23 protein-coding genes are annotated in these 21452 nt (G+C 66.0%); 4 read left to right on the top strand and 19 right to left on the bottom strand.

Translation table 11 applies throughout. The features are described from left to right. Window positions 1–4: 4 nt before the first annotated feature. The 4 genes from proB to ASE91_RS16765 are packed head-to-tail and all read right to left on the bottom strand — an operon-like array spanning window position 5 to window position 3386. Entirely contained in the window at window positions 5–1246 is a 1242-nt protein-coding gene (proB, locus tag ASE91_RS16780; protein ID WP_082454089.1) for a glutamate 5-kinase, read from the bottom strand. Then, entirely contained in the window at window positions 1231–2277 is a 1047-nt protein-coding gene (obgE, locus tag ASE91_RS16775; RefSeq protein WP_055999940.1) for a GTPase ObgE, read from the bottom strand. Before obgE ends, proB begins: the two co-directional genes overlap by 16 nt. 39 nt (window positions 2278–2316) lie before the next feature. Further along, entirely contained in the window at window positions 2317–2805 is a 489-nt protein-coding gene (locus ASE91_RS16770; protein ID WP_056628834.1) for a GNAT family N-acetyltransferase, read from the bottom strand. Further along, entirely contained in the window at window positions 2805–3386 is a 582-nt protein-coding gene (locus tag ASE91_RS16765) for a TetR/AcrR family transcriptional regulator (protein ID WP_056628250.1), read from the bottom strand. The genes ASE91_RS16770 and ASE91_RS16765 overlap by 1 nt, the downstream gene beginning before the upstream one ends. 47 nt (window positions 3387–3433) lie before the next feature. On the opposite strand from ASE91_RS16765, the gene ASE91_RS16760 reads away from it, so the two are divergent. Beyond that, complete coding sequence (locus ASE91_RS16760) at window positions 3434–4282, top strand: metal-dependent hydrolase (protein WP_056628246.1); 849 nt, start codon at window positions 3434–3436, stop codon at window positions 4280–4282. A 39-nt stretch (window positions 4283–4321) separates the two neighbouring features. Continuing rightward, on the top strand, window positions 4322–4519 hold the full coding sequence (locus ASE91_RS16755) for a hypothetical protein (protein WP_056628242.1): 198 nt from the start codon (window positions 4322–4324) through the stop codon (window positions 4517–4519). Window positions 4520–4721: 202 nt separating this feature from the next. Here ASE91_RS16755 and ASE91_RS16750 read toward each other — a convergent pair whose 3' ends face one another. From ASE91_RS16750 to rplU, 3 genes are all read right to left on the bottom strand, one after another. Continuing rightward, window positions 4722–5264, bottom strand: a complete 543-nt coding sequence (locus tag ASE91_RS16750; RefSeq protein ID WP_200910862.1) for a GNAT family N-acetyltransferase — start codon at window positions 5262–5264, stop codon at window positions 4722–4724. A 155-nt stretch (window positions 5265–5419) separates the two neighbouring features. Then, on the bottom strand, window positions 5420–5689 hold the full coding sequence (gene rpmA, locus ASE91_RS16745; protein WP_055999929.1) for a 50S ribosomal protein L27: 270 nt from the start codon (window positions 5687–5689) through the stop codon (window positions 5420–5422). A gap of 22 nt (window positions 5690–5711) precedes the next feature. Next, entirely contained in the window at window positions 5712–6038 is a 327-nt protein-coding gene (gene rplU, locus ASE91_RS16740) for a 50S ribosomal protein L21 (protein WP_055999926.1), read from the bottom strand. 255 nt (window positions 6039–6293) lie between these two features. On the opposite strand from rplU, the gene ASE91_RS16735 reads away from it, so the two are divergent. Beyond that, window positions 6294–8867: a TonB-dependent receptor plug domain-containing protein gene (locus ASE91_RS16735; RefSeq protein WP_056628240.1), complete on the top strand. Its 2574-nt coding sequence runs from the start codon at window positions 6294–6296 to the stop codon at window positions 8865–8867. A gap of 36 nt (window positions 8868–8903) precedes the next feature. Here ASE91_RS16735 and ASE91_RS16730 read toward each other — a convergent pair whose 3' ends face one another. From ASE91_RS16730 to ASE91_RS16715, 4 genes are all read right to left on the bottom strand, one after another. Next, entirely contained in the window at window positions 8904–9353 is a 450-nt protein-coding gene (locus ASE91_RS16730; RefSeq protein WP_082449721.1) for a cupin domain-containing protein, read from the bottom strand. Continuing rightward, window positions 9350–10453, bottom strand: coding sequence for a Gfo/Idh/MocA family protein (locus tag ASE91_RS16725; protein ID WP_056628234.1), 1104 nt, complete (start codon window positions 10451–10453; stop codon window positions 9350–9352). Before ASE91_RS16725 ends, ASE91_RS16730 begins: the two co-directional genes overlap by 4 nt. Window positions 10454–10511: 58 nt before the next feature. Then, window positions 10512–11600, bottom strand: a complete 1089-nt coding sequence (locus tag ASE91_RS16720) for an AI-2E family transporter (RefSeq protein WP_056628231.1) — start codon at window positions 11598–11600, stop codon at window positions 10512–10514. A gap of 231 nt (window positions 11601–11831) precedes the next feature. After that, window positions 11832–13469 (bottom strand): M28 family peptidase, encoded by a 1638-nt coding sequence (locus tag ASE91_RS16715; protein WP_056628228.1) that lies wholly within the window; start codon window positions 13467–13469, stop codon window positions 11832–11834. A gap of 178 nt (window positions 13470–13647) precedes the next feature. Here ASE91_RS16715 and ASE91_RS16710 point away from each other — a divergent pair, with 178 nt between their 5' ends. Then, entirely contained in the window at window positions 13648–15114 is a 1467-nt protein-coding gene (locus ASE91_RS16710) for a glycoside hydrolase family 125 protein (RefSeq protein ID WP_156357894.1), read from the top strand. Between the two features lie 298 nt (window positions 15115–15412). Here ASE91_RS16710 and ASE91_RS16705 read toward each other — a convergent pair whose 3' ends face one another. The 8 genes from ASE91_RS16705 to ASE91_RS16670 all read right to left on the bottom strand — a co-directional run bounded on the left by ASE91_RS16705 (window position 15413) and on the right by ASE91_RS16670 (window position 21270). Beyond that, window positions 15413–15613: a hypothetical protein gene (locus ASE91_RS16705; RefSeq protein ID WP_056628225.1), complete on the bottom strand. Its 201-nt coding sequence runs from the start codon at window positions 15611–15613 to the stop codon at window positions 15413–15415. A gap of 336 nt (window positions 15614–15949) precedes the next feature. After that, window positions 15950–17074, bottom strand: a complete 1125-nt coding sequence (locus tag ASE91_RS16700; protein WP_056628222.1) for a metallophosphoesterase — start codon at window positions 17072–17074, stop codon at window positions 15950–15952. Window positions 17075–17201: 127 nt separating this feature from the next. After that, window positions 17202–17456, bottom strand: a complete 255-nt coding sequence (locus tag ASE91_RS16695) for a hypothetical protein (RefSeq protein WP_056000205.1) — start codon at window positions 17454–17456, stop codon at window positions 17202–17204. Between the two features lie 48 nt (window positions 17457–17504). Then, window positions 17505–17744, bottom strand: a complete 240-nt coding sequence (locus tag ASE91_RS16690) for a DUF3253 domain-containing protein (protein ID WP_056628828.1) — start codon at window positions 17742–17744, stop codon at window positions 17505–17507. A gap of 156 nt (window positions 17745–17900) precedes the next feature. After that, window positions 17901–18728 carry a hypothetical protein gene (locus ASE91_RS16685; protein WP_056628219.1) on the bottom strand — a complete coding sequence of 276 codons (828 nt, stop codon included), beginning with the start codon at window positions 18726–18728 and terminating at the stop codon, window positions 17901–17903. Window positions 18729–18766: 38 nt separating this feature from the next. Continuing rightward, window positions 18767–19240: a nuclear transport factor 2 family protein gene (locus tag ASE91_RS16680; RefSeq protein ID WP_056628214.1), complete on the bottom strand. Its 474-nt coding sequence runs from the start codon at window positions 19238–19240 to the stop codon at window positions 18767–18769. A 280-nt stretch (window positions 19241–19520) separates the two neighbouring features. Then, entirely contained in the window at window positions 19521–19766 is a 246-nt protein-coding gene (locus tag ASE91_RS16675; RefSeq protein ID WP_055999903.1) for a hypothetical protein, read from the bottom strand. A 142-nt stretch (window positions 19767–19908) separates the two neighbouring features. Beyond that, window positions 19909–21270, bottom strand: coding sequence for a M28 family peptidase (locus ASE91_RS16670; protein ID WP_056628211.1), 1362 nt, complete (start codon window positions 21268–21270; stop codon window positions 19909–19911). Window positions 21271–21452 lie beyond the last annotated feature (182 nt).

Raw genomic sequence — 21452 nt, 5'->3', positions numbered from 1 at the left:
GTCTTCACAGCAGTGCCATATGGTTGCGATGGACCAGCGCCGATCGCGGGGCATAGCCGAGCAGATCGGTCAGTTCGTCGCTGCGTCGGCCGACGATGCGGACGACTTCGCCCGCATCATATTCGACCAGCCCGCGCGCGATCGTGCGGTCGTCAGCGTCGACGATACGGATCAGGTCGCCTCGGACGAAATCACCCTCGACACCGACCGCGCCGGCCGCCAGCAGGCTGCGCCCGGTCGCGAGCGCTCTGGCCGCGCCGGCATCGATGCGAATTGCCCCGCGATCGGTCAGCCCACCCGACAACCACGCCTTGCGCGCCGGCGCGTTGCCGGCAGTGGCGAAGACCGTACCGTGGCCCGTCTCTCCGAACGTCGCCAGTGGATGGTCGATCCGGCCGCTGGCGATGGCGAGGTTCGCCCCGGCGGCGGTCGCGATGCGCGCCGCCTCCACCTTCGACACCATCCCGCCCGATCCCATGCCCGATGACGATTTGCCGTCGGCCATGCCCATGATCGCCGCATCGATCTGCGCGACGTGCGGGACCAACCTGGCGTCCGGGTTGCTGTGCGGGTTCGAATCATACAGGCCGTCGATGTCGGACAGCAGCACGACGCCGTTCGCGCGCGCCGCCGCGCCGACCCGGGCAGCCAGCCGGTCATTGTCGCCGAACCGGATTTCCTCTGTCGCGACGCTGTCATTTTCATTGACGACCGGCACCACGCCCAGCGTCAGCAACCGCCCGAGCGTCGCCGAGACGTTCAGATAGCGGCGGCGATCCTCCAGATCGTCGAGCGTCACCAGCAATTGCGCCGCCGTCAGCCCATGGCTGGCGAGCAGCTCGGCCCAGATGCTCGACAGTGCGATCTGCCCGGTCGCGGCGGCCGCCTGCGCGTCCTCCAGACTGGCGCGACCGCCCTTGGGCAGCCCCAGCCGCCGCGCGCCAAGGGCGATCGCGCCCGACGACACGATCACGACCTGCTGTCCGGCCGCGACCCGCGCGGCGATATCCGCCACCAACGATGCCAGCCAGTCCCGCCGCGGCTGTCCGTCCGACGCAACCAGCAACGCCGACCCGACCTTCACGATCAGGCGGGGGCAATTCTGCGGAGAGAATACATCCTCCCCGGCACGCCGACGGGGACCAGCCGCAGGCTGGTGGAGGGGAATGTCCTGTTCCGCACCGGCTGCGGTACGCGGCACCCCCGCCGCCCCATCGACCGGGGAGGGACCTAGATCGGCGACCATTCGGCCGGTTCCTCATCGTCGCCCGTATCCTGCGCGTGCATCTCGCTCGGCCCGATCGCCTCGATCAGCCGGTCGAGCACGGCCTCCAGCCCCTGTCCGGTCGCGCCCGACAGCGGTAGCACCTTGGCACCGCTTTCGGCTTCCAGTTCGGCGATCAGCGCCGCCGTCAGTTCCTCGTCGAGCAGATCGGCCTTGTTCAGCGCGATCACCTCGGGCTTGTCGGCAAGGTCCGCGCCGTAATTTTCCAGTTCGCCGCGCACGATCCGGTACGCCGCGACCGGATCGTCGACATGGCTGTCGATCAGGTGCAGCAGCACCCGGCACCGCTCGATATGCCCCAGGAACCGGTCGCCGATCCCGGCACCTTCCGCAGCCCCTTCGATCAGGCCGGGGATGTCGGCGATCACGAACTCGCGCTGCTTGTGGCTGACCACGCCCAGCTGCGGCCGGGTGGTGGTGAACGCATAGTCGCCGACCTTCGCGTTCGCGTTGGTCACCGCGTTGATGAAGGTCGATTTGCCGGCATTGGGCAGCCCGACCAGCCCGGCATCGGCGAGCAGCTTCAGCCGCAGCCAGACCCACGCCTCGTCGCCCGGCCAGCCGGTGCCGTGCTGGCGCGGCGCGCGGTTGGTCGACGTCTTGTAGCTGGCATTGCCGCGCCCGCCGTCACCGCCGCGCAGGAACACCTCGCGCTGGCCGGCGCGGGTGAAGTCGGCGAGGACGGTTTCCTTGTCCTCTGCCAGCACCTGCGTACCGATGGGAACCCGGATGACCAGATCGCGCCCGCCTGGACCGGTCCGGTTCGAACCCGATCCGCCCGATCCGCGCGGTGCGCGGAAATGCTGGGTATAGCGGAAGTCGATCAACGTGTTCAGCCCTGGAACCGCTTCGAAGATGATGTCGCCGCCCTTGCCGCCATTGCCGCCGTCGGGGCCGCCATATTCCATGAATTTTTCACGGCGAAAACTGACGGCGCCGGGGCCGCCCCCGCCCGACCGGACGAAGATCTTGGCTTGATCGAGAAAATGCATGGCGTCCGCTTAGTCGGACTCGCTGCAAGGGGGAAGGGGCTATGGTCGAAGTCGCCGGTACAGCACCAGCGCATCGACCTCGCCCAGGGTCGGATGCTCGAACGCGCCGGGCAGGCACCCGACCTGTTCGAAGCCCAGCGACAACCACAGTCGAACCGCGCGGACGTTGCTCGCGACCACGAAGTTGAACTGCATCGCCCGAAACCCGGCCACCCGCGCATATTCCAACGAATGGACGGCCATCGCGCGCGCAATCCCGCGCCCGGTCGCCGCTGCATGGGTCGCATAGCCGCAATTGGCGACATGCCGCCCGCCGCCGGTCTGGTTCGCCCGACAGAAATAGCTGCCAAGCACCTCGCCATCGACCTCGGCGACGAACACGCTGTTGCCCGGCGCGTGCCAGTAGGCAAGGATCTGTTCCGGCGTCCTGTCGCGGTCGAGCGCATAGGTCTCCCCGGCTCGCACGATCGGCACGAGGATGTCCGCGATCGCCGCCGCGTCGCTCGCCGTTGCCGGGCGGACCGGTATCAACTGCCCGCCCGCACCGCCATCAGGCTGCGCACCGCCAGGTCGCGGGCCTTGTCGCGCGGCAACCGCAGCGCCTTGGCCATCGCCCCGCCGAGCAAGGCGTCGCCCAGCGCCATCAGCACCAGCTGCAGCGTCTCCTCGGCCAGCGGCATGCCGCTCAGCGCCTGCTCGCTGCCCAGCCGGTCGACCAGCGCGTGGATCGCATCGAGGATCGGGTCGAGCGCATCGTCATTGCCCGACAGGATCATCCAGCTCGCCAGCGCGCCGGCACCCTCCCGATCGAATGCGTCGAAGGTCAGGTCGACCACCTCGCGCGGATCATGATCGCTATCCTGTGAGCGCAGCACCGCCGCGCCGATCGTAGCGGTGATCGTCGTCGCCATCCGCTCCGCCAGCGCCTTTTGCAGCCCCGATGCCGAACCGAAATGGTGAAGCAGGTTCGCGTGCGTCCGTCCGATCCGCGTTGCGACCGCCTTCAGCGTCACCGCCAGCGGCCCGGCCTCGATCAACAGGTCGCGGGCGGCATCGAGCGCCGCGTCGCGCGACGCTTCGGGCGACAGGCGACGACGCGCTATTGACATATCTGTAAGTAGTCAGCATCTGGCATGGCATCAGTTGGAGCAGAACCGTGGCGAAAGCAAAGACTCCCGATGATCTAACCATCACTCCGCGCGACCTGCGCTTCCGGCGCGAGGCCGGGTATCGCCGGTGGTGGCTGAACGACGATCCGATCGCCACCGCCTTCTACAATGCGCTGTCGGTGACCTTTCCGAAGGGGGCGGGGTTCTTCATCGACAGTGTCCGCCACTATCGCGACGATGTGCCGCCGCGCCTCGCCGCCGAGATCCGCGCCTTCGTGAAGCAGGAGGCGATCCATACCCGCGAGCATCTCGCGTTCAACCGCCACGTCGCCGACCAAGGGTATGACGCGTCGCGGCTGGAGGCACGAGTCGACCATGAACTGGCAATCACCCGCGGCAGGCCGCCGATCGCCAATCTGGCGGCGACGATGTGCCTCGAGCACTTCACCGCGATCCTCGCCCACGAACTGGTCGCCAACCCCGCGCATCTCGCCGGCGGCGATCAGGCTGCCGCCGATCTGTGGCGCTGGCATGCGATTGAGGAGATCGAGCACAAGGGCGTCGCCTATGACACGTGGCTCCACGCCACGCGGCACTGGACCCGGTTCAAGCGCTGGCGGGTCAAGGCGCTGGTGATGCTGATCGTGACCGTTAAATTCTTTCGCGGACGCTCGGCGGGAATGCTCGATCTGCTGGCGCAGGACGGGTTCCGGGGCGCGGGCTTGAAATGGCGGTTGTTCGCCTATGCCTTTGGTCGACCCGGCATGGCGCGCAAGGTCCTCGGCATGTACCTCGCCTTCTTCCTGCCAGGCTTCCATCCGTGGAACCACGACGACCGCGAACTGATCGGATTGGTCGACAGCGAATTCGAAGCGGCCCGGCTGGCACGCGCCTGACTGCTTGCCCCGACGACACCGCCGGGGCAGGACAGGCCGATGCGAACGGTATCGGAAGAAGCGGCGGTCCGCCTCTATCACCTCGACGATGAAGGCGGCGTGGCGACGACCATCCTGTACGGCACGCTCGCCGAAGCGATGGCCGCAGCCGCCCGCGAGCCGGAGGAAATACAGGCCGGTCTGTACCTGCAGACCAGCAATGACGTCGTCGGTTATCTCGACCTGCTCGACGGATGATCGAGGCGGGCAGGATGCCGCGCCCCGACCGACCAATCACTGATAGCCGCCCTCTTCCTCACGTTCCTCGGCGGCTTCTTCCTGTACTTCTTCCATTTCTTCCTGTTCGGGCGTGTCGGGATCGATCATCGCGGGCGTCCTCTCCTGCGGCAACAGCGCCGTCCGCCCTCAACCAGCCGGACGGTGCGAGCGTTCCGTCGCTTCAGGCTGCCAGCCGTCGATCCTGTCGCCGCTCGGCCAGATCGATCGCATAGTCGATCGTCTCGACATCGACGCCGCGTGCGCGCGCATGGATCGAACTGCGCGTGCCCGTCGCGACGAAGCCGAGCCGCCGCAGCACCGCGCCCGACGCCGGATTGTCGACATAATGCCCGGCAACGACCCGCCCGATGCCCAGCGTCGCCGCGACGTCGAGCGCGGCACGTCCCGCCTCGACCGCATAGCCGCGTCCCCATGCCGACGGCGTCAGCCAATATCCCATCATGTACGGAACATCGCCGAGCGGACCGATCCCGACCCCGCCGATCAGGTCGCAGCAGCCACCATCATGAGCGAAGATCAGGAAGTTCGGACCGGGATCGCCCTGCCATCCGGCCACGAACGCCTCGGCATCGGCCAGCGTGTACGGCCAAGGCGCACGCGACAGATTGCGCACGACCGCGTCGTGGCCGATCGCGGCGGCAAGCGCGGGGGCGTCCTCGATCCAGCCGGGGCGCAGGGTCAGGCGTTCGGTACGGGCGAACATCGGCGTCTCTCCAATGCGCCGCGCCTCCGCAAGAGGCGGGCAGGGGGCGGAGAGAGCAATAAAAAAGGGAGCCGGGGTGACCCGCCTCCCTCTTGTTGGCTGGTTCCGTTGCCGGAACCCGGGTCACCCTGGTGGGCGACCCGGTTGGTAGCCCGTTATTCTGCGGCCAGCGCCGGCATCTCGACATACGCAAACTTGCGGCCGAGCTTGCCTTCCTTGAACGCCACGCGGCCATCGACCAGTGCGAACAGGGTATGGTCCTTGCCCATGCCGACGTTCACGCCCGGATAGAACTTCGTGCCGCGCTGACGCACGATGATGTTGCCCGCGACCACTTCTTGGCCACCGAACTTCTTCACGCCAAGGCGACGGCCGGCCGAATCACGACCGTTACGCGACGAACCGCCTGCTTTTTTATGTGCCATGGTTCAAACTCCTCGTATGCGCTCAGGCGGCGGCGGTTTCGTCGGCGCGCTGGTCGCCGATCGCGGTGATCTTCAGGATGGTGTGCTGCTGGCGATGACCGTTCTTGCGACGGTAGTTGTGCCGGCGGCGCTTCTTGAAGACGATGACCTTCTCGCCCTTCGCCTGCGCGATGATTTCTGCCGAAACCGTCAGCCCTTCGACCGACTTCAGTTCCGAACCTTCGCCGGCAAGGAGCACGTCGCCGAGCGTCACGTTGCTGCCAGCTTCGCCATCGAGCTTCTCGACGACGATCTTGTCTCCTGCGGCAACGCGATACTGCTTGCCGCCCGTGCGCACGATTGCGAACATGGCCCTTGCTTCTTTCCCAAATACAATATGTCCGCGTGGAGATACCCCACACGGCAAGTGGATCGTGACTAGGCAAGCGAGCCGCCCCTGTCAATGCCGAACCGACGATTCGCCTGCGAAACCGATGTTGCGGCGCGGCAACAGGGGCGTGACAATCGTGTTACGCCATATGGCGTAGGCTTGCGCCAGAAAATGTCCCGGTGGAACTAGGCCGCGCAACGACTGGCCGTAAACGCCAGTCCCGGGGAGATTTTCATGCGTAAACCGGTTTTCACCGCCTTGTTTCTGTCGACGGCACTGACCGCCATGCCGGCCTTTGCGCAGGTCGCCGATGCGCCGCCGCCCGCCGCCGATGTACCGGCTGGCGAGGAGATCGTCGTCGTCGGCACCCGCGCACAGGGCCGCACCGTCGCGGAAAGCCCGGTGCCGGTCGACGTCATTACCGGCGACGCGCTGGTCAATGCGGGCTATACCGAAACCAACAAGCTGCTGAACCAGCTGGTCCCGTCGTTCAACTTCCCACAACCATCGATCACCGACGGCACCGACGTGGTCCGTCCGGCGACGCTGCGCGGCCTGTCGCCCGATCAGACACTGGTGCTGGTCAACGGCAAGCGTCGTCACACCACCTCGCTGCTCAACGCCAACGGGTCGGTCGGGCGCGGATCGTCGGCGGTCGATCTGAACACCATCCCCAGCCTCGCGATCGAACGGATCGACGTGCTGCGCGACGGGGCGTCGTCGCAATATGGTTCGGACGCGATCGCCGGCGTCATCAACGTCCAGCTCAAGCGCCGCGAAGGCGGTCGCGCGACGATGACCTATGGCAAGTATATCTCGCAGATGGAGGGCGTCGCCGAGGTATCGGGGATCGCGCGGCAATCGAACGGCCAGCCGCAGGTCCGCGCCGACGGCACCTATGTGCTCGAAGAGACCGGCCGTGACCGCGAAGTGCGCGACGGGCGCACCGTGACTTTCGCCGCGAACATGGGATTGCCGATGGGCGAGACCGCCTATCTGAACCTGACCGGCGAATATCGCGACCGTGAACCCACCGACCGCGCCGGTTACGACCCGCGTCGCAACTATCCGCTGCTGTCAACCGGCGGCGTCGATCCGCGCGAATTCAGCTACGACCGCGTCAACCACCGCTATGGCGATGCGAAGACCACCGATTTCAACTTCTTCCTGAACGGCGGCGTCGATCTCGGTGCGACGTCGGAACTCTATATCTTCGGCAGCTACGGCGTTCGCGACGGCGAAAGCGCCGCCTTCTACCGCCGCGCCTCGGGCCGCGATGCCAACGGCAATATCCAGGATCTGCGCAACTGCACCTTCACCGGCACGGTCTGCACGCCGTTCTATGCCGACGGTTTCCTGCCGCTGATCACCAGCCAGATGGAGGATTTCTCCGGCGCGCTGGGCGTGAAGGGTGATGTGGCCGGGTTCAACTATGACCTGTCCTATGTCTATGGCACGAACAGCTTCGATTTCCGTATCGAGAACAGCTATAACGCGTCGTTCGGGCCGCAATCGCAACGGGCGTTCAATGCCGGCGGGACCCGGTTCGGGCAGCAGACCGTAAACCTCGACCTGCAGCGTGACATCGCCGTCGGCTTCCTGTCGCAACTCTCGCTGGCGCTGGGCGGCGAATATCGCAACGAGAACTACAAGATCGTCGCCGGTGAACTCCAAAGTTACGCCGCCGGGCCGTTCGCGTTCAGCAATGGTGCCGCTGCTGGGTCGCAGGGGTTCCCCGGCTTCTCGCCGACTACTGCGGTCGACGCGTCGCGCGACAGCTTTGCCGGCTATGTCGAACTCGACGGCAAGGTCAGCGATGCGTTCAATGTCGTCGCCGCAGGCCGGTACGAACATTTCAGCGATTTCGGCGATACGGTGAACGGCAAGCTCGCCGCGCGCTTCGCACCCGTCGAATGGGCGGCCCTGCGCGGGTCGATCTCGACCGGCTTCCGCGCGCCGAGCCTTGCGCAGCAGTTCTTCTCGTCGTTCGCCACGCAGAATATCGGCGGGACGCTGGTGGAGATCGGGACGTTCCGCGTCGGCGACCCGGTCGCCCGCGCGCTCGGTTCGCGCCAGTTGAAGGCCGAAAAGTCGCTCAATATCGGCGGCGGCCTGACCCTGTCGCCGATCCGCGGGCTGACGCTGACCGCCGACTATTACAACATCAAGATCGACGACCGGGTCATCCTGTCCGAAAATCTTCAGGGGGCGGCGGTCGTCGCGGTGCTGCGGGGTGCCGGGATTCAGGACATCACCTCGGCGCGGTTCTTCATCAACGGCATCGACACCCGGACGCAGGGCGTCGAAGTCGTCGGCACCTACCGTGTGCCCGACCTCGGCATCGGCAGCGTCACGCTGACCGCCGGCTACAACTATAACCAGACCGACATCACCGATCGTTCGACGCTGTCGGCGATCCCCGGTGTCACCCTGTTCGGACGGCAGGAATCGCTGCGCCTGACCGACGGACAGCCGCGGTCGAAGGTCAATGCCGGTCTCGACTGGTCGCAGGGCATCTTCGGCGTGACCGCGCGGACCAACCGCTTCGGCAACACCCTGTCGCCGGGCGGAGCGGCCGCGACCGACGTCGAACTGGCCCCCAAGTGGCTGACCGACCTGGAAATCCGCGCGACGCCGGGTCAGTTCGAACTGGCGATCGGCGCGAACAACCTGTTCGACGTCTATCCGACGCGCAACCCGATCCTCGGCGCGACGGCGATCAACAACTACTTCATTCCTTATTCCAGCTTCTCGCCGTTCGGGTTCAACGGGCGGTATCTCTATGCCCGCGCCGGTGTGAAGTTCTGATTGGGTCGGGCGGGCAGGGGCACCGCGCCTGCCCGCTCACTTCGTCGGCAACTTGGTCCCCAACAGGACCAGTCGGTCGCCGGTGATCCCGAACCAGTGGGGCACGCCCGCCGGGATCAGCATCACGTCACCGGGCTTGAGTTGGCGCTCGGTAGCGCCGACGATGTGGTCGCCCTCGATCAGGCCCGTCTGGGTCTGTCGACCGCCGACCATCGTGCCACCCGATCGCAGCGTACCCGCACCGGCGATCACGATCGCATATTCGGCCTGATCGGGATGGACTGCCGGGCGTCCCGGCGCCTTCCAATATTCCAGTGCCGCGACCCGATCGCCATCTCGGACCAGCGGTTTCCAGGCAAAGCCCTGATCGGGCTTCATCGCCTTGCCCATTGCTTCGACCTCGGCGGCGATGATCGCATCGCTCGCGAAACTGGTCGGGTCCGTCGCCTGTGCAGCGAGCAACAGCGCGAACGCGGCAAGCATCATGTCCTTGGTTCCAGCCGGATCGTTCGCCCTTCGCGCGCGGATCGATAGATCGCCTCGATGATCCGCATATCGCGCAACCCTTCCTCCCCCGACACGATCGGTTCGCGGCCGCCGATCGCACATTGCGACAGGTGATCGAGCTGCGCGGCGAACTGGTTCTTGCCAGGCCCCGGCGGCGGGGTCACCTGCCGCTCGCGATCGCCGCCCACCCAGAGCCGCTGCCCGCTATAGCCCGTCGCCGGCTCCATCTCGATCCGGCCCTTCTCGCCCATCAGCAGGATCTGGTTGCGGTTGGCGCTGTACATCGACTGGCAACTGCCGATCGCCCCGGAAGGGAAGTCGAGCGTAAAATCGATCATGTCCTCGACCTCCCGGAAGCGCGGGTCGCGGCGGTCGGTCGATTCGCGTGCGGTCACGGCGACCGGTTCCTCACCGGTCATGTAGCGTACCGCTTGCAACGCGTAGATGCCGATATCCATCAGCGACCCGCCGCCGGACAACGCACGCTTCAGCCGCCACGCATTGGGGTCACCGAAATTGAAGCCATGTTCGGACCGGACATAGCGCGTCCTGCCGACCGCGCCGCTGCGGGCCAGCCGCATCGCTTCGCGATTATGCGGTTCGAAATGGCTGCGATAGCCGATCATCAGCTTGCGGTTCGCCTTGCGCGCGGCGGCGATCATCGCTTCGCATTCGGCGACCGATACCGCCATCGGCTTTTCGCACAGGACATGCTTGCCCGCCTGCGACGCGCGGATCGAGTATTCGGCGTGCATCGCATTGGGCAGGCAGACATAGACGATATCGATATCCGGGTTGTCGCGGATGCGGTCGTAATTCTGGTAGGAATAGATGGCGCTGGCGGGAAGTCCGTATTCGGTCGCCACCCGTTCGGCCTTCGCCCGGTCGCCGCTGACCACGGCGACAAGGCGGCTATGCTCGCAATTCTTGAATTCGGGGATGATCCGCCCCAGCCCATATCCTCCCAGACCGACGATGGCATAGCCGAGCTTGCGGCCGGGCTGACCGAACGACGCGCAACCGGGCGCGATCGACAGGGCGGCGGCGGAAAGGATCAGTTCGCGACGGCCGATTTCCATGACTTTTCTCTCCGGCAACGATCGCCGCAGGATGACCGGACCCGACCGCCGTTACAAGCTATGCCGTTGATTTCTCTTCTTCGGCGTCGGCCTGCGCCGCACGTTGCTCGGTCAGGATGCCCCAAGCGGTGATGAACAGCGCGCCTGCCAGCGGACCGACGACGATCCCGCTCAACCCCAGCAGATCGATACCGCCCAGCGTCGTCACCAGCACCAGCCAGTCGGGAATGCCGGTATCGCGCCCGACCAGCAGCGGCCGCAGGATATTGTCGGCAAGGCCGATCACCAGCACACCCGATGCGATCACGACCACCCCCTGCCAGATGGCACCGGTCGCCAGCAGATAGATTGCGACCGGGGTCCAGATGATCGCCGGTCCAACCGCCGGCAGCAGCGCGGCGATCGCCATCACGAGGCCCCATAGCAAGGCAGCAGGCAAGCCGACGATCCAGAAGGTGATCGCCCCCAGCGCGCCCTGCACCAGAGCGACGACGCCAGACCCCTTGACCGTCGCGCGGACGACGGCGTTGAACTTGTCGGCCAGCCGCCACGCGACGTCGCGCTCCAGCGGCAGCGACCGAACCACCGCCGGTCCGATCCGGTCCCCGTCGCGCAACAGGAAGAAGGTCACGTACAGTCCGACGCCGAATGCCAGCAGGAACGCAGCGGCATTCGCGCCGATCGACAAGGCGCTGCGGGCAAGCACGCTGGCGCTCGCGCCGATCGCCTGCGAAATGCGGGACTGTGCCCGTTCCAAACTGCCGAAGCCGGCATTGTCGATCGCATGCTGGACCCGCAGCGGCAGGGCGCTGTGCACCTGCTCGAAATACGTCGCGAAATTGATCTGGCCGCTGCGCAACTGGGTATAGACGCCCGCCGCTTGATCCATGACCATGCCGGCGATGATGACCGCCGGAATCACGACGGCGACGGTGATGATCAGCAGCGTCAGCGCCGCAACCAGATTGCGCTGCCCCGGCCGCCACAACAACAGGCGCTGGAACAGCGGCTGGAACAGAAGCGCCGCCAGTGCGGCCCACAGCAGCGCGCTGGCAAAACTCGATACGACCATCGTCAATCCGATGGTCACCAGCGCAAGGAACATGACGAACCCACCGGATTCCACGCGCTGTCGAACAATTGCCATGCTGTACTGCCTTACTGATTACGGCCGGCGATTGTGCCGGAATTGGTCGTTGCGCAAGCGGAACGCCGGGGCGCGGGCTAGGCTCCATCGATCGATCGACGATAGTCGGAATTGGCCGTGGCGGCGGGGCCGCGTCGCTCCGTCCACCGCCGCACGCCCGCCGAACCGTTCGGCGGATCGCGATGGTCCCGCCAAAGCAGCATGGTACGCGATCTCAGCGCGTTCGGGCGCTCATTTGCCGCTGCGACTGCGATCGCGAATGGCGCGGAACTCGTCGCCGGCTACCCAATTGGGCCATGCGGTCGTGTTCGCTAACTCGCGCCCGATCGTATAGAACAGGTTCAGATCCTGCGCGACACCCGCCCAGTTCCAGTTCGGATCATATTCGTCCTTCGGTCCGTGATAGCGCTTGTCGGTATAGTCCCTGGCCGCAGCCTCTCCCGCCGCCTTGCCACCGGTCACCAGATCGTCGCCCGAATCGAGATAGAGCATCGGCACGCCATGCTTAGCGAGACTGAAATGGTCGGAGCGATAGTAATAGCCGTTCTGCGGCATCGGATCGGCCTCCGCCACCCGGCCCTGCGCGGTCAGCGTGCGGTCCAGATAGGTGTCGAGTTCCGACTTGCCCTTGCCGACGACCACGATGTTGCGTGCCAGCCCAGCCACCGACAATGCGTCCATGTTGATCCCGCCGACCGTCATCGCGAGCGGATAGATCGGATGGTCGCCATAATAGGCCGATCCGAGCAGGCCCGATTCCTCGCCGGTCACCGCCAGATATACTTGGCTGCGTTCGGTCGCCCCCGCCTTCGCATTGGCCTCGGCCAGCCCGATCAGCGCCGCGGTGCCGGTCGCATTGTCGATCGCGCCGTTGCAGATATCGTCGCCATCGGGTGCTGCCTCACACCGGCCGAGATGGTCCCAATGGCCGGTGAACAGCACGATTTCGTCGGGACGCTTGGTGCCCGGCAGGATGCCGACCACGTTTTTGGATGCGTGACGCCGGACCTGATTGTCGAACGACACGCTCGCCTTCACGCCCGTCAGCGGCACGGCGCGAAAGCCCTTGGTCTGCGCGGCAGCGACGAGTTGATCGTAATTCCTGCCCGCCGCACCGATCAGTTGCTTGGCGGCAGCCAACTGTATCCACCCGATCGCCTCGCTCTGGTCCATATGGTTGTTCGCGGCGTCGGCCACCTGTTGCGGGCCGGTCCAGCTCGACTGGACGACGTTCCAGCCATAGGCGGCGGGGACGGTGTCGTGAATGATGATCGCCGCAGCCGCACCCTGCCGCGCCGCCTCCTCGAACTTGTAGGTCCAGCGTCCGTAATAGGTCATCGCTTTGCCGCCGAATGGGCCGTTCAGCGTCTGGCTGGCATAATCGGGATCGTTGATGAGGATCAGTACCGTCTTGCCGCGCACATCGGTGCCGGCATAGTCGTTCCACCCCTTTTCAGGGGCGTTGATGCCATAGCCGACGAACACGACGTCGCTGTTCGCGACCGTCGATTTCGGCGTCACGCGATAGGTGCCGACGACCATGTCGGGGCCATAGTTGAGCGCAATCGGGCTGCCGGCACCGGTGAAGGTTAGCGGTGCGACGTTGCGGCTGGTAATCTCGACCAGCGGCACGTCCTGGAACCAGCTGCCTTTGTTTCCCGGTTTCAGCCCCGCCTTGGCGAATTGCTGCGCCAGATAGGCGAGCGTCTTTTCCTCGCCCGGCGTGCCCGGCGCGCGGCCTTCGAAGGCGTCCGACGACAGGACGCGTGTCGCTTCCTTGACCGTCTCGATCGAGATGGGGGCGGGGGCGGTCTGGGCCAGTGCCGATGCGGCGAAGGTCAGGCAGGGGGCAAGCAAGAACGAACGCATCGAACCTCCGGGACAACGGGATGGCGCGGTTGTGACATGGCGCAGATGGCGACGCAACGCGCCGGACCGGCACGATCGGACCGCCTCCTTGTTCCTGACGAGGCAAAGCCGTCGCATCAGGCTTTCCTCGGCGGCCATTGCAGGGCAACGGTCCCGTGATGCTGATGAAAGGACCGTGATGCCGACCGACCGACGTAATCTGATGGTGCGGGGTGCGCTGCTGGGTGCCGGCCTCGCAAGCGCCGGGATCGCGCCGGTCGCGGCGGGGCAGGGAACGGGCGCTCGCTTCCCGAGCAAGCGTCCCGCGCCCGCCGACCGTCGCTTCGTCAGCAGCGCGGTCGAACAGGAAATTGCGCGGGTCAGCCGGATGATCGCCGATCCGGAAGTCGCGTGGCTGTTCGCCAATTGCTATCCGAACACGCTCGACACCACGGTGCGGATGGCGACGGTCGACGGCAAACCCGACAGCTTCGTCATTACCGGTGACATTCCGAGCCTGTGGCTGCGCGATTCCGCTGCGCAGGTGAAATCCTATCTGCATCTCGCCCGGCAGGATGCGAAGCTGCGCGAACTGTTCTGCGGACTGATCGCCCGCCATGCGCGCAGTGTTCTGATCGATCCCTATGCCAACGCCTTCATGGAAGACCCGAGCGCGCCGACCGCGCTATCCTGGGCCAAGGCGGACGATACCGAGATGCGACCCGGCGTCGCCGAGCGGAAATGGGAGATCGATTCGCTCTGCTATTCGATGCGGCTGTCGCACGGCTATTGGCGTGCGACTCGCGATGCCGCGCCGTTCGACGCGCAATGGGCCGACGCGATGCGCGCGATCGTGCGTACCTTCCGCGAACAGCAGCGCAAGGACGGCCTGGGTCCGTATAAATTTCAGCGCGCCAGCCGCCAGCCGACCGAGACGTTGCTCGCCGGCTATGGCGCGCCGACGCGCAAGAACGGCATGATCCATTCGGGTTTCCGCCCGTCGGACGATGCCTGCCAATATTCGCTGTTCGTGCCAGCCAACCTGTTTGCGGTGACGACGCTGCGCGAAATGGCGCAGGTCGCCAACGAAGCCCGTCGCGACACTGCGCTGGCGGACGACGCCGTTCGACTGGCCGACGAAGTAGCCACCGCGACCGCGCAGCATGGTATCATGCGGCTGGCCGATGGAAGTGACGTCTGGGCCTATGAGGTTGACGGCTATGGCAACGCGATCTTCATGGACGACGCCAACGTGCCGTCGCTGTCGAGCCTTGCGTGGCTCGGTTGCGTTTCCGCCGACGACGCGCGGTGGCAGCGTACCGCGAAGGCCGCGTGGAGCGAGGCGAACCCATGGTTCTTCAAGGGCACGGCGGGCGAGGGGATCGGTGGACCGCATCAGGGGGTGAACTATATCTGGCCGATGTCGCTGATCGTGCGTGCGCTCAGCACGACCGACGACGCGACCATCCTGCAATGCCTCGCCACGCTCAAGCGGACCCACGCCGGCACCGGCTTCATGCACGAGGCGTTTGAAAAGGACGATGCCGCCAAGTTCAGCCGCGACTGGTTCGCATGGGCCAATGGTCTGTTCGGCGAACTGATTCTGCACATCGCCGCAACGCGACCACGCCTGCTCAAGATGCCGCTCGACGGGATCAAGGTCTAGGTGGACCTGCCCCGCTTGCGTTGTGAAGTATTTGCTCCGTTCGGTACGGTTGGTTTGCATTGCGCCAGGCTGATGTAGTCGAGCGCGGGATGACGCTGCACCGGGTTGTAAAACCGTGATCGGCTCCGCCCGCCCGCGTTCAGGTGCAGGAGAGGCCCACGCTTCATTTCCGGTCGGGTGCTGTCGTGGTGAAGCCCTGGCCGATGGTGTTCGATGCGACCGGCCATGCGTGCTCGCCGTCGGTGGTTCGCTTGAACCCCCCCCCGCTTCTGCCAGCGGCGCAAGCCGTTTTCGCGCGTCATCTGCGGGCTGCCGCAGCGACCTGGGTAGCGTAGCCAGGTGACGAGTGTGGTCGTTCGGTCTCGTTGGCGCTGACCATCATGTTCGGCTTGCCACGCTCGGGGATCAGATCGGTCAACTCGTGATACCGCATGCTCGTGCGGTCCGCCTCGACGACCATGCCCGCCCGCCGCTCGCTCATCGCGACATCGAACCGCATGTGGCTAGGCGCGCGCCATCCATCACCGCAGGAGCGGATGTAGATCGAGCGGCAGCAACGACGCCTTGTCTGCCCGATATTCGAAGAACGGCTGCTCCCGCGCCGAACTCGAGGCGGCACGTTCGGGCAGTGATCGATCAGAGCCGCCAAGCCGGGAGAACGCCGGCAGGTCATGCACGCTGGAGGGGGACGTTGACGATTTCGGTCTGGAACGGGCCGGTGCGATAGCCTTTGGCCTTGAGGGCCATGCCTCGCGCAACGGCCAGCGACATGGTCATGCGGTGTTGATGATGGTGATCGGGTGCTACCATCAATCTTGATGGCTGCAGCAGCCCGTTACGTCTTGGCCCGCAAGGTGAAGCGGGTCATCTCCGATGGCACGCCGAGGCGGAGCGCGAACCCCGGCCACAGCCCGGTGCCATTGCTGACGTACAGGGTCATGTCACCAACCTGATAGCGGCCAGCGACGAAACCACCGTTTGCGCGGGCGACGAGCCGATCCAGACCCACGATCATGCCGCCATGCGTGTGGCCGGACAGTTGGAGCGACACACCCTTTGCGGCGGCGTCCGGGGCTTGCCGCGGTTGATGATCGAGAAGGACGATCGGCGCATCGGTCGGTGCGCCGCGCAGCGCCAGACCGAGGTCCGGGCCTGCCTCACCCACGCTTGGGGCGGACAGATCGGTTACGCCGGCGACGACCAGTTCCGCGCCGCCGCGCCGGATGACCATATGGGCATTGGGCAGCATCCGGAAGCCGAGCGTGGTCAGGTGCCGCATCCATGCGTCATAGTCGAAGAAATATTCGTGATTGCCCGGGATCGCCCAGACGCCATCAGGAGCCCGAAGCGCGCGAAGCGGCTCGACATCCTTGCGTCGCATATCGACCGAGCTATCGATGAAATCGCCGGTGACGACGATCACGTCGCTGCCGGCCGCGTTGGCGCGCGTCACGACGGCGCTTGCCCAGGCGCCGGGGAACAGCTTGCTGATGTGAAGATCGGTCAATTGAAGGATGCGATATCCTTCGAATTGCGGCGGCAGACCCGCGACCTGCACGTCGACGTCCCGGATCGGGGGGACCCGCACCGCATTGGCGACGGCGATCGCGCTGGCCACCACCGCCAGACCGGCCGCGCCATATCGCGCCGCATCCGGTAGCCCGACGCTTTGCCACCGGACGACTGCCGTTGCCAGCAGCCCGAGATCGAGCAAGATCTGAACCAGCCACAGCAGCACCAGCGCCCCGAACGCCCAGTTGAAGAGGATGACGACCGGGCGGGGGAACTCGGGTGCGAAGACCGAACCCGAGGACAGCCTGCTCCAGAGGTGATATTGCGATATGACGAGCAGGAGCAGCGCCACGACGATCTTGCTCCAGAGCGGCAACGCCAGCGGCCAGAGGGTGCGAGACGCGACGTAGATCGCGGGTATCAGGAAGACGAGGAAGATGATCGGCATCCTTCGAGGCGCGTCGGCAGGCAAGCTGCCCGGGATCGTTCCGCTTTAGCGCCGCTCGGTGCCCGATGCGACCGGCGATCACGAACGTCCGATCGGCCACAATCAGCCGCCCGCCGGACGCAGCGCATCAATGTTCGGTAAGCTCGGCGATCTCGAAATCGAAGCCCCTCCAGCCGTGCCGCCGCGCGGCCTGTTCGGTCAGCGCCTTCTTGCTCGCCGCTTCCCGGACGGAGGTGGCGTGTCCCCAGAAGACCTCGGTCTTTCCGTCGCGCAGGTGCGCGACGATACGCCAGTAATGCGTGAACGGCGCGGCGGTGGGGCCGATCGTCTTCACATAGCCGTCGGCCATCGTCGCGGTCAGGTAGCGCTTCTTCTTCGCCATGTCCGCAGGGTAGCGCACTGCCGACCGGTGTGGGAGGGGGAGTTGACCTCAATCGTCGCCGAAACGGCCGATCCGGTACGGTCCCGACCGTGTCGCCAATGGCTTCCCCTTCCAGCTCAGCCGCACCGATCCGTCTTGAACGAGCCTGTCGACCGCCGCATGGACCGACGGCATCATACTGCGCCAGTCCTCCGGCGACAGCGCACGTGCCACCTCGCTCGGGCAGATCGTCGCGCCTGCCGCGCGACGCGCGAGAAGGTCCAGTATCGCGGCGCGTGGATCGATCATCCGGGCCACGTCGGTCGCGCACGCCTCCCGGTCAAGCTGCGCGAATGCAGCGGCATCGTCTTTGTCACGCGTCCCCGCCGCCCGACTTTGCTCCGTCCGACCTTACCACCCCGTTGCGCAGGATGGCGGACGGTGAGGGGAGCGCATCATCGATCGCTAAAGACCGGTAGGAGCAATATCGCGCCGCACCGTCGTACGGGGCGGGACCAGATGCCATGCCCACCATAGCAGCGCCCCGCTCGCCACCATCGCGGCGACTGCCAGCAGCCCCGGCGGCATGTCGGTCAGCAGCATCACGCAACGATGCCACGCGGCGGTATCGCCGATCGTCTCGAACGCGATCATCTGCGCGGCGGTTGCGATCGCGGCAAAGGCGAAGCCGACACCGCGCGCCTCCCTGCGCATCGCAAGGATGATCGCGATCAGCAGCGTAAGGAGGTTGGCAAGTTCGAACGACAGGAGAAATCCGTCGAACCCCGCCACGCCGCCGCTCGGATAGCCGGGGACCGCCGGCAGCAACCGCCCGAGGATCGGCGGCAGCACCAGCAGCGCCGTTGCAAGCATCGCCGACGCATGCACCGCCACCCGACGCCGCTGCCAGAGCGCATAGGCGACCATCGCGATCACGGCCGCTCCGGCGATCAGGTCGGCGATCGCCAACCGTGCGCCATAGGCGGCGTGGAATGGATCGGCATCGGTCCGCCACGACGATGCCATGCTGTGCAGCGCGAGCGGACCTGCCGCAGCGAACAGCGGCAGGACGACGAACGTGGCGAGGCCGCTTGCCCGGTGCCACGCGATGCGGCCGGTGGCGATCGACCAGCTTTGTACGGTCAGCAGCGCCAGCCATGCGGTCGCGGTGATACCGTGCGCATGCAGCGCGAACGGTGCGGTCCCCAATCGCCCGAAATAGCCGGGCCAGAAGGCGAGGGCGATCATCGGAAACAACAGGATCAGCCATCGGTGCGCGTGGCGATAGGGCATGAGACCTCCCGAAGTGGCGACGCCGAGCCGGTACCGGCTTACTGCACTGCGGCGATCGTCGCCTGCCGGGCGATGAGCTGCCATCCGCCGCTGCGCCTGGCCCAGACATCGGTGAAGGGGCGCATCACCTGCTTGCCGGCACCCGGTCCTTTGATCGGGACCATGGTATCATAGCCCATCACCACGGTGACCTCGGGCTTGCGGTCGATCAGCGTGATATGTTTGCGAAAATCGCGATAGTCGATCAGGTCCTGTGCCATCGCCGCGATCACTTCCTCGCGGTGCAGGACGGCGTTGTTCGGCGCGTTGACCACGAAATCCTCGGCCCAGACGGTCCTGACCCCGGCGGCGTCATGCGCCATCATCGCCTTGCCCAGCTGGCCATAGGCCGCACCGATTTCAGGCGGCATGGCGATCCCCGGTGCCGGTTGCGCGAGGGCGGGGAATGCCGACAGCAAGATCGCCGCCACCGGCAGGATCCATTTCCCGAAATTGCCCGGATGTCCGGTCATCGATCGCCTCCCGCCTACGGCCGAAACCATAGCGCGATCCACTGCCGCCGCCTGTCATCTATTTGGAGTAGATCGCAACACGTTGGTCGGTGCCGCACTATCCACGACGGATCGAGCCTTCCAGAATCCGGCGACCGGCAAGCCGCAATGATGCCTCAATCGCGCCATCGTGGGATCGGCGGCGTAACGATTCCACGCACACGAAAAAGGGCGCCGCCGTTGCCGGGGCGCCCTTTCCGAAATCCGGTTTCCCGTGCCCCGAAGGGCGCGGGAACATGGATTACATGCCGTTCAGCTCGGCCGAATTCTCGATCGCGTCCGACGCGTCTTCGGCGTTTTCCGAAGCGTTCATCAGGTCGGCGGCAACGGCTTCGTTCGACGTGTTCTCAGCCTGTGCTTCGAGGTTGTCGGCCAGCATTTCCAGGTTGTCCGACGCTGCGTCCGCGGCGTTGTCGGTCGGGGTGTTCTTGCAAGCGGCGACCGAGAGGAGGCCGGCTGCGGCGGCGACGAGCATGATCTTCTTCATAAGGGTAACTCCCAGAGAAATCCATTTCGCGAAAGGCCGGCGTCACCGCCGTCGCGAAGTTGCCGCAATAGCGCCTTCCACGCCGCCGTCAATCGCCAATTGTGGCAAGAATGGGGCTTTGCGACCAATGGCGAACCGGTGGTCACTTGCGACGAAACGGTCCGATCGGCTCCGGCGCATTCGTAACGACTGCCAGCATCGCCGTCCATGCCGCTACGTTTTGACGCAGTTGTTCGGGGTCTACCTTGTCCAGCGTGTCGTCCGGCGTGTGGTGCAGGTCGAAATAGCGCAGCCCCGATTGGGCCAGATCGACGGCGGCAACATTTTGCGCCAGCGTCGGACCGATATCGGTGCCGTCGCCCGCGACAGCGGTGCCGCGGGTTATTCCCAACGGGGCCAGCGCGGTCGCAAGACGGTCTCCGATCGCGGCCGATTCGGGGGGCAGGGCGACGTCGAACTTCCAGATCCGGTCGGCCCCGAAATCGCTTTCCGCGGCCACGACATGGCGGTCACCGGCATGCGCTTTGGCATAAGCCGCACCGCCGACGCCGCCCACTTCCTCCGCGCCGAACCACACGACCCGGATCGTGCGGAGCGGGCGGCCGGCGTCCATGATCCGCTTGGCGGCGGCGGTGGTGATGCCCAGACCTGCGGCATCGTCGATCGCGCCGGTGCCGAGATCCCAGCTGTCGAGGTGCCCGCCGATCAGGACGATCCCGGCGGCCGGATCGCTGCCCGGAACCTCTGCGATGACATTGCCCGATTCGCGCATGCCGATCTGGCGCGGGGTCAGCGTCAGGCGCAACCGGACCGGCTGTCCGCGCTTGAGCACGCGTTCGAGCTGTTCGGCGTCGGGCACCGACAGCGCACCCGCCGGGATGGGCGTCGTACCGGCGGGAAAGCTGGTGCCGCCGGCATGCGGATTGCGATGATGATCGGTGCCGACCGAGCGGATGACGATCGCCGCCGCCCCCTTCTGCGCGGCGATCGCCGGTCCGGCGCGGCGGACCGCGCCGAATGCGCCATAGCTCGACCCGTCCTGCGTCGCGGCCATGGCGTGGCTGACGAACGCGATCTTGCCCTTCAGGCTACCGTCCGGCGCCGCCTTCAGATCGTCGAGCGTCGGGAAATAGACGATCTCCGCTTCCAGTCCCCCGGCCGGCGTCGCTCCCGAATTGCCGAGCGCGGTGATGGCCAGCGGCTGGGGGAAGGGGCTGACGATCGCGGCGCGCTCCTCGCCCCGGACCCAGACCGGCATCTGATAGGGTTCGATGCGAACATTGCTGAACCCCAATGCCTTCAGCCGCGCCACCGCCCAGTCGCGGGCGCGTGCCTCGTCGGGGGTGCCGGCAAGGCGCGGACCGATCTCGGTGGTGAGGCCTTCGGTAATGTCCCATGCGACGATGTCGTTCAGCGCGGCATCGCGCAGCGCCGCGACGTCCACCGGCTGCGCGAACGCGGGCAGGGGCAGGACAAGGGCGGCTAGGAGCAGCAGGCGGCGCATGGAGTTCCCCTTTTTGGTTCTGTGCCGTTCCATACGGTCAGCCTGGAAGAACGCAAATCCTTGCGGGCGTGGGGAAAGGGCGTTCGGTCCGTCTCGCCCGAATGCCCCCGCGTTGCCAAGTCACCGGCCCGTCGCTACATCGCGGCAGACGCTTATACCCCATCCCGACATTCGAAACGGAG

This window comes from Sphingomonas sp. Leaf62, assembly GCF_001421915.1.
Lineage (GTDB): Bacteria > Pseudomonadota > Alphaproteobacteria > Sphingomonadales > Sphingomonadaceae > Sphingomonas.
Note: the sequence above shows the minus strand (reverse complement) of the source record. Positions and strands in the feature narration are given on the sequence as shown.

Bases quoted from the DNA above. Each gene is read 5' to 3' on its own strand.
- ASE91_RS16725 (WP_056628234.1), bottom strand. From the start codon at position 10,453: ATGGAAATCGGCCGTCGCGAACTGATCCTTTCCGCCGCCGCCCTGTCG.
- obgE (WP_055999940.1), bottom strand. From the start codon at position 2,277: ATGCATTTTCTCGATCAAGCCAAGATCTTCGTCCGGTCGGGCGGGGGC.
- ASE91_RS16715 (WP_056628228.1), bottom strand. From the start codon at position 13,469: ATGCGTTCGTTCTTGCTTGCCCCCTGCCTGACCTTCGCCGCATCGGCA.
- ASE91_RS16680 (WP_056628214.1), bottom strand. From the start codon at position 19,240: ATGACCGGACATCCGGGCAATTTCGGGAAATGGATCCTGCCGGTGGCG.
- ASE91_RS16730 (WP_082449721.1), bottom strand. From the start codon at position 9,353: ATGATGCTTGCCGCGTTCGCGCTGTTGCTCGCTGCACAGGCGACGGAC.
- ASE91_RS16735 (WP_056628240.1), top strand. From the start codon at position 6,294: ATGCGTAAACCGGTTTTCACCGCCTTGTTTCTGTCGACGGCACTGACC.
- ASE91_RS16695 (WP_056000205.1), bottom strand. From the start codon at position 17,456: ATGGCGAAGAAGAAGCGCTACCTGACCGCGACGATGGCCGACGGCTAT.
- ASE91_RS16700 (WP_056628222.1), bottom strand. From the start codon at position 17,074: ATGCCGATCATCTTCCTCGTCTTCCTGATACCCGCGATCTACGTCGCG.
- ASE91_RS16670 (WP_056628211.1), bottom strand. From the start codon at position 21,270: ATGCGCCGCCTGCTGCTCCTAGCCGCCCTTGTCCTGCCCCTGCCCGCG.
- ASE91_RS16690 (WP_056628828.1), bottom strand. From the start codon at position 17,744: ATGATCGATCCACGCGCCGCGATACTGGACCTTCTCGCGCGTCGCGCG.
- ASE91_RS16765 (WP_056628250.1), bottom strand. From the start codon at position 3,386: ATGTCAATAGCGCGTCGTCGCCTGTCGCCCGAAGCGTCGCGCGACGCG.
- ASE91_RS16675 (WP_055999903.1), bottom strand. From the start codon at position 19,766: ATGAAGAAGATCATGCTCGTCGCCGCCGCAGCCGGCCTCCTCTCGGTC.
- ASE91_RS16750 (WP_200910862.1), bottom strand. From the start codon at position 5,264: ATGTTCGCCCGTACCGAACGCCTGACCCTGCGCCCCGGCTGGATCGAG.
- ASE91_RS16710 (WP_156357894.1), top strand. From the start codon at position 13,648: ATGCCGACCGACCGACGTAATCTGATGGTGCGGGGTGCGCTGCTGGGT.
- ASE91_RS16685 (WP_056628219.1), bottom strand. From the start codon at position 18,728: ATGCCCTATCGCCACGCGCACCGATGGCTGATCCTGTTGTTTCCGATG.
- ASE91_RS16720 (WP_056628231.1), bottom strand. From the start codon at position 11,600: ATGGCAATTGTTCGACAGCGCGTGGAATCCGGTGGGTTCGTCATGTTC.
- rplU (WP_055999926.1), bottom strand. From the start codon at position 6,038: ATGTTCGCAATCGTGCGCACGGGCGGCAAGCAGTATCGCGTTGCCGCA.
- rpmA (WP_055999929.1), bottom strand. From the start codon at position 5,689: ATGGCACATAAAAAAGCAGGCGGTTCGTCGCGTAACGGTCGTGATTCG.
- ASE91_RS16755 (WP_056628242.1), top strand. From the start codon at position 4,322: ATGCGAACGGTATCGGAAGAAGCGGCGGTCCGCCTCTATCACCTCGAC.
- ASE91_RS16705 (WP_056628225.1), bottom strand. From the start codon at position 15,613: ATGCGGTTCGATGTCGCGATGAGCGAGCGGCGGGCGGGCATGGTCGTC.
- proB (WP_082454089.1), bottom strand. From the start codon at position 1,246: ATGGTCGCCGATCTAGGTCCCTCCCCGGTCGATGGGGCGGCGGGGGTG.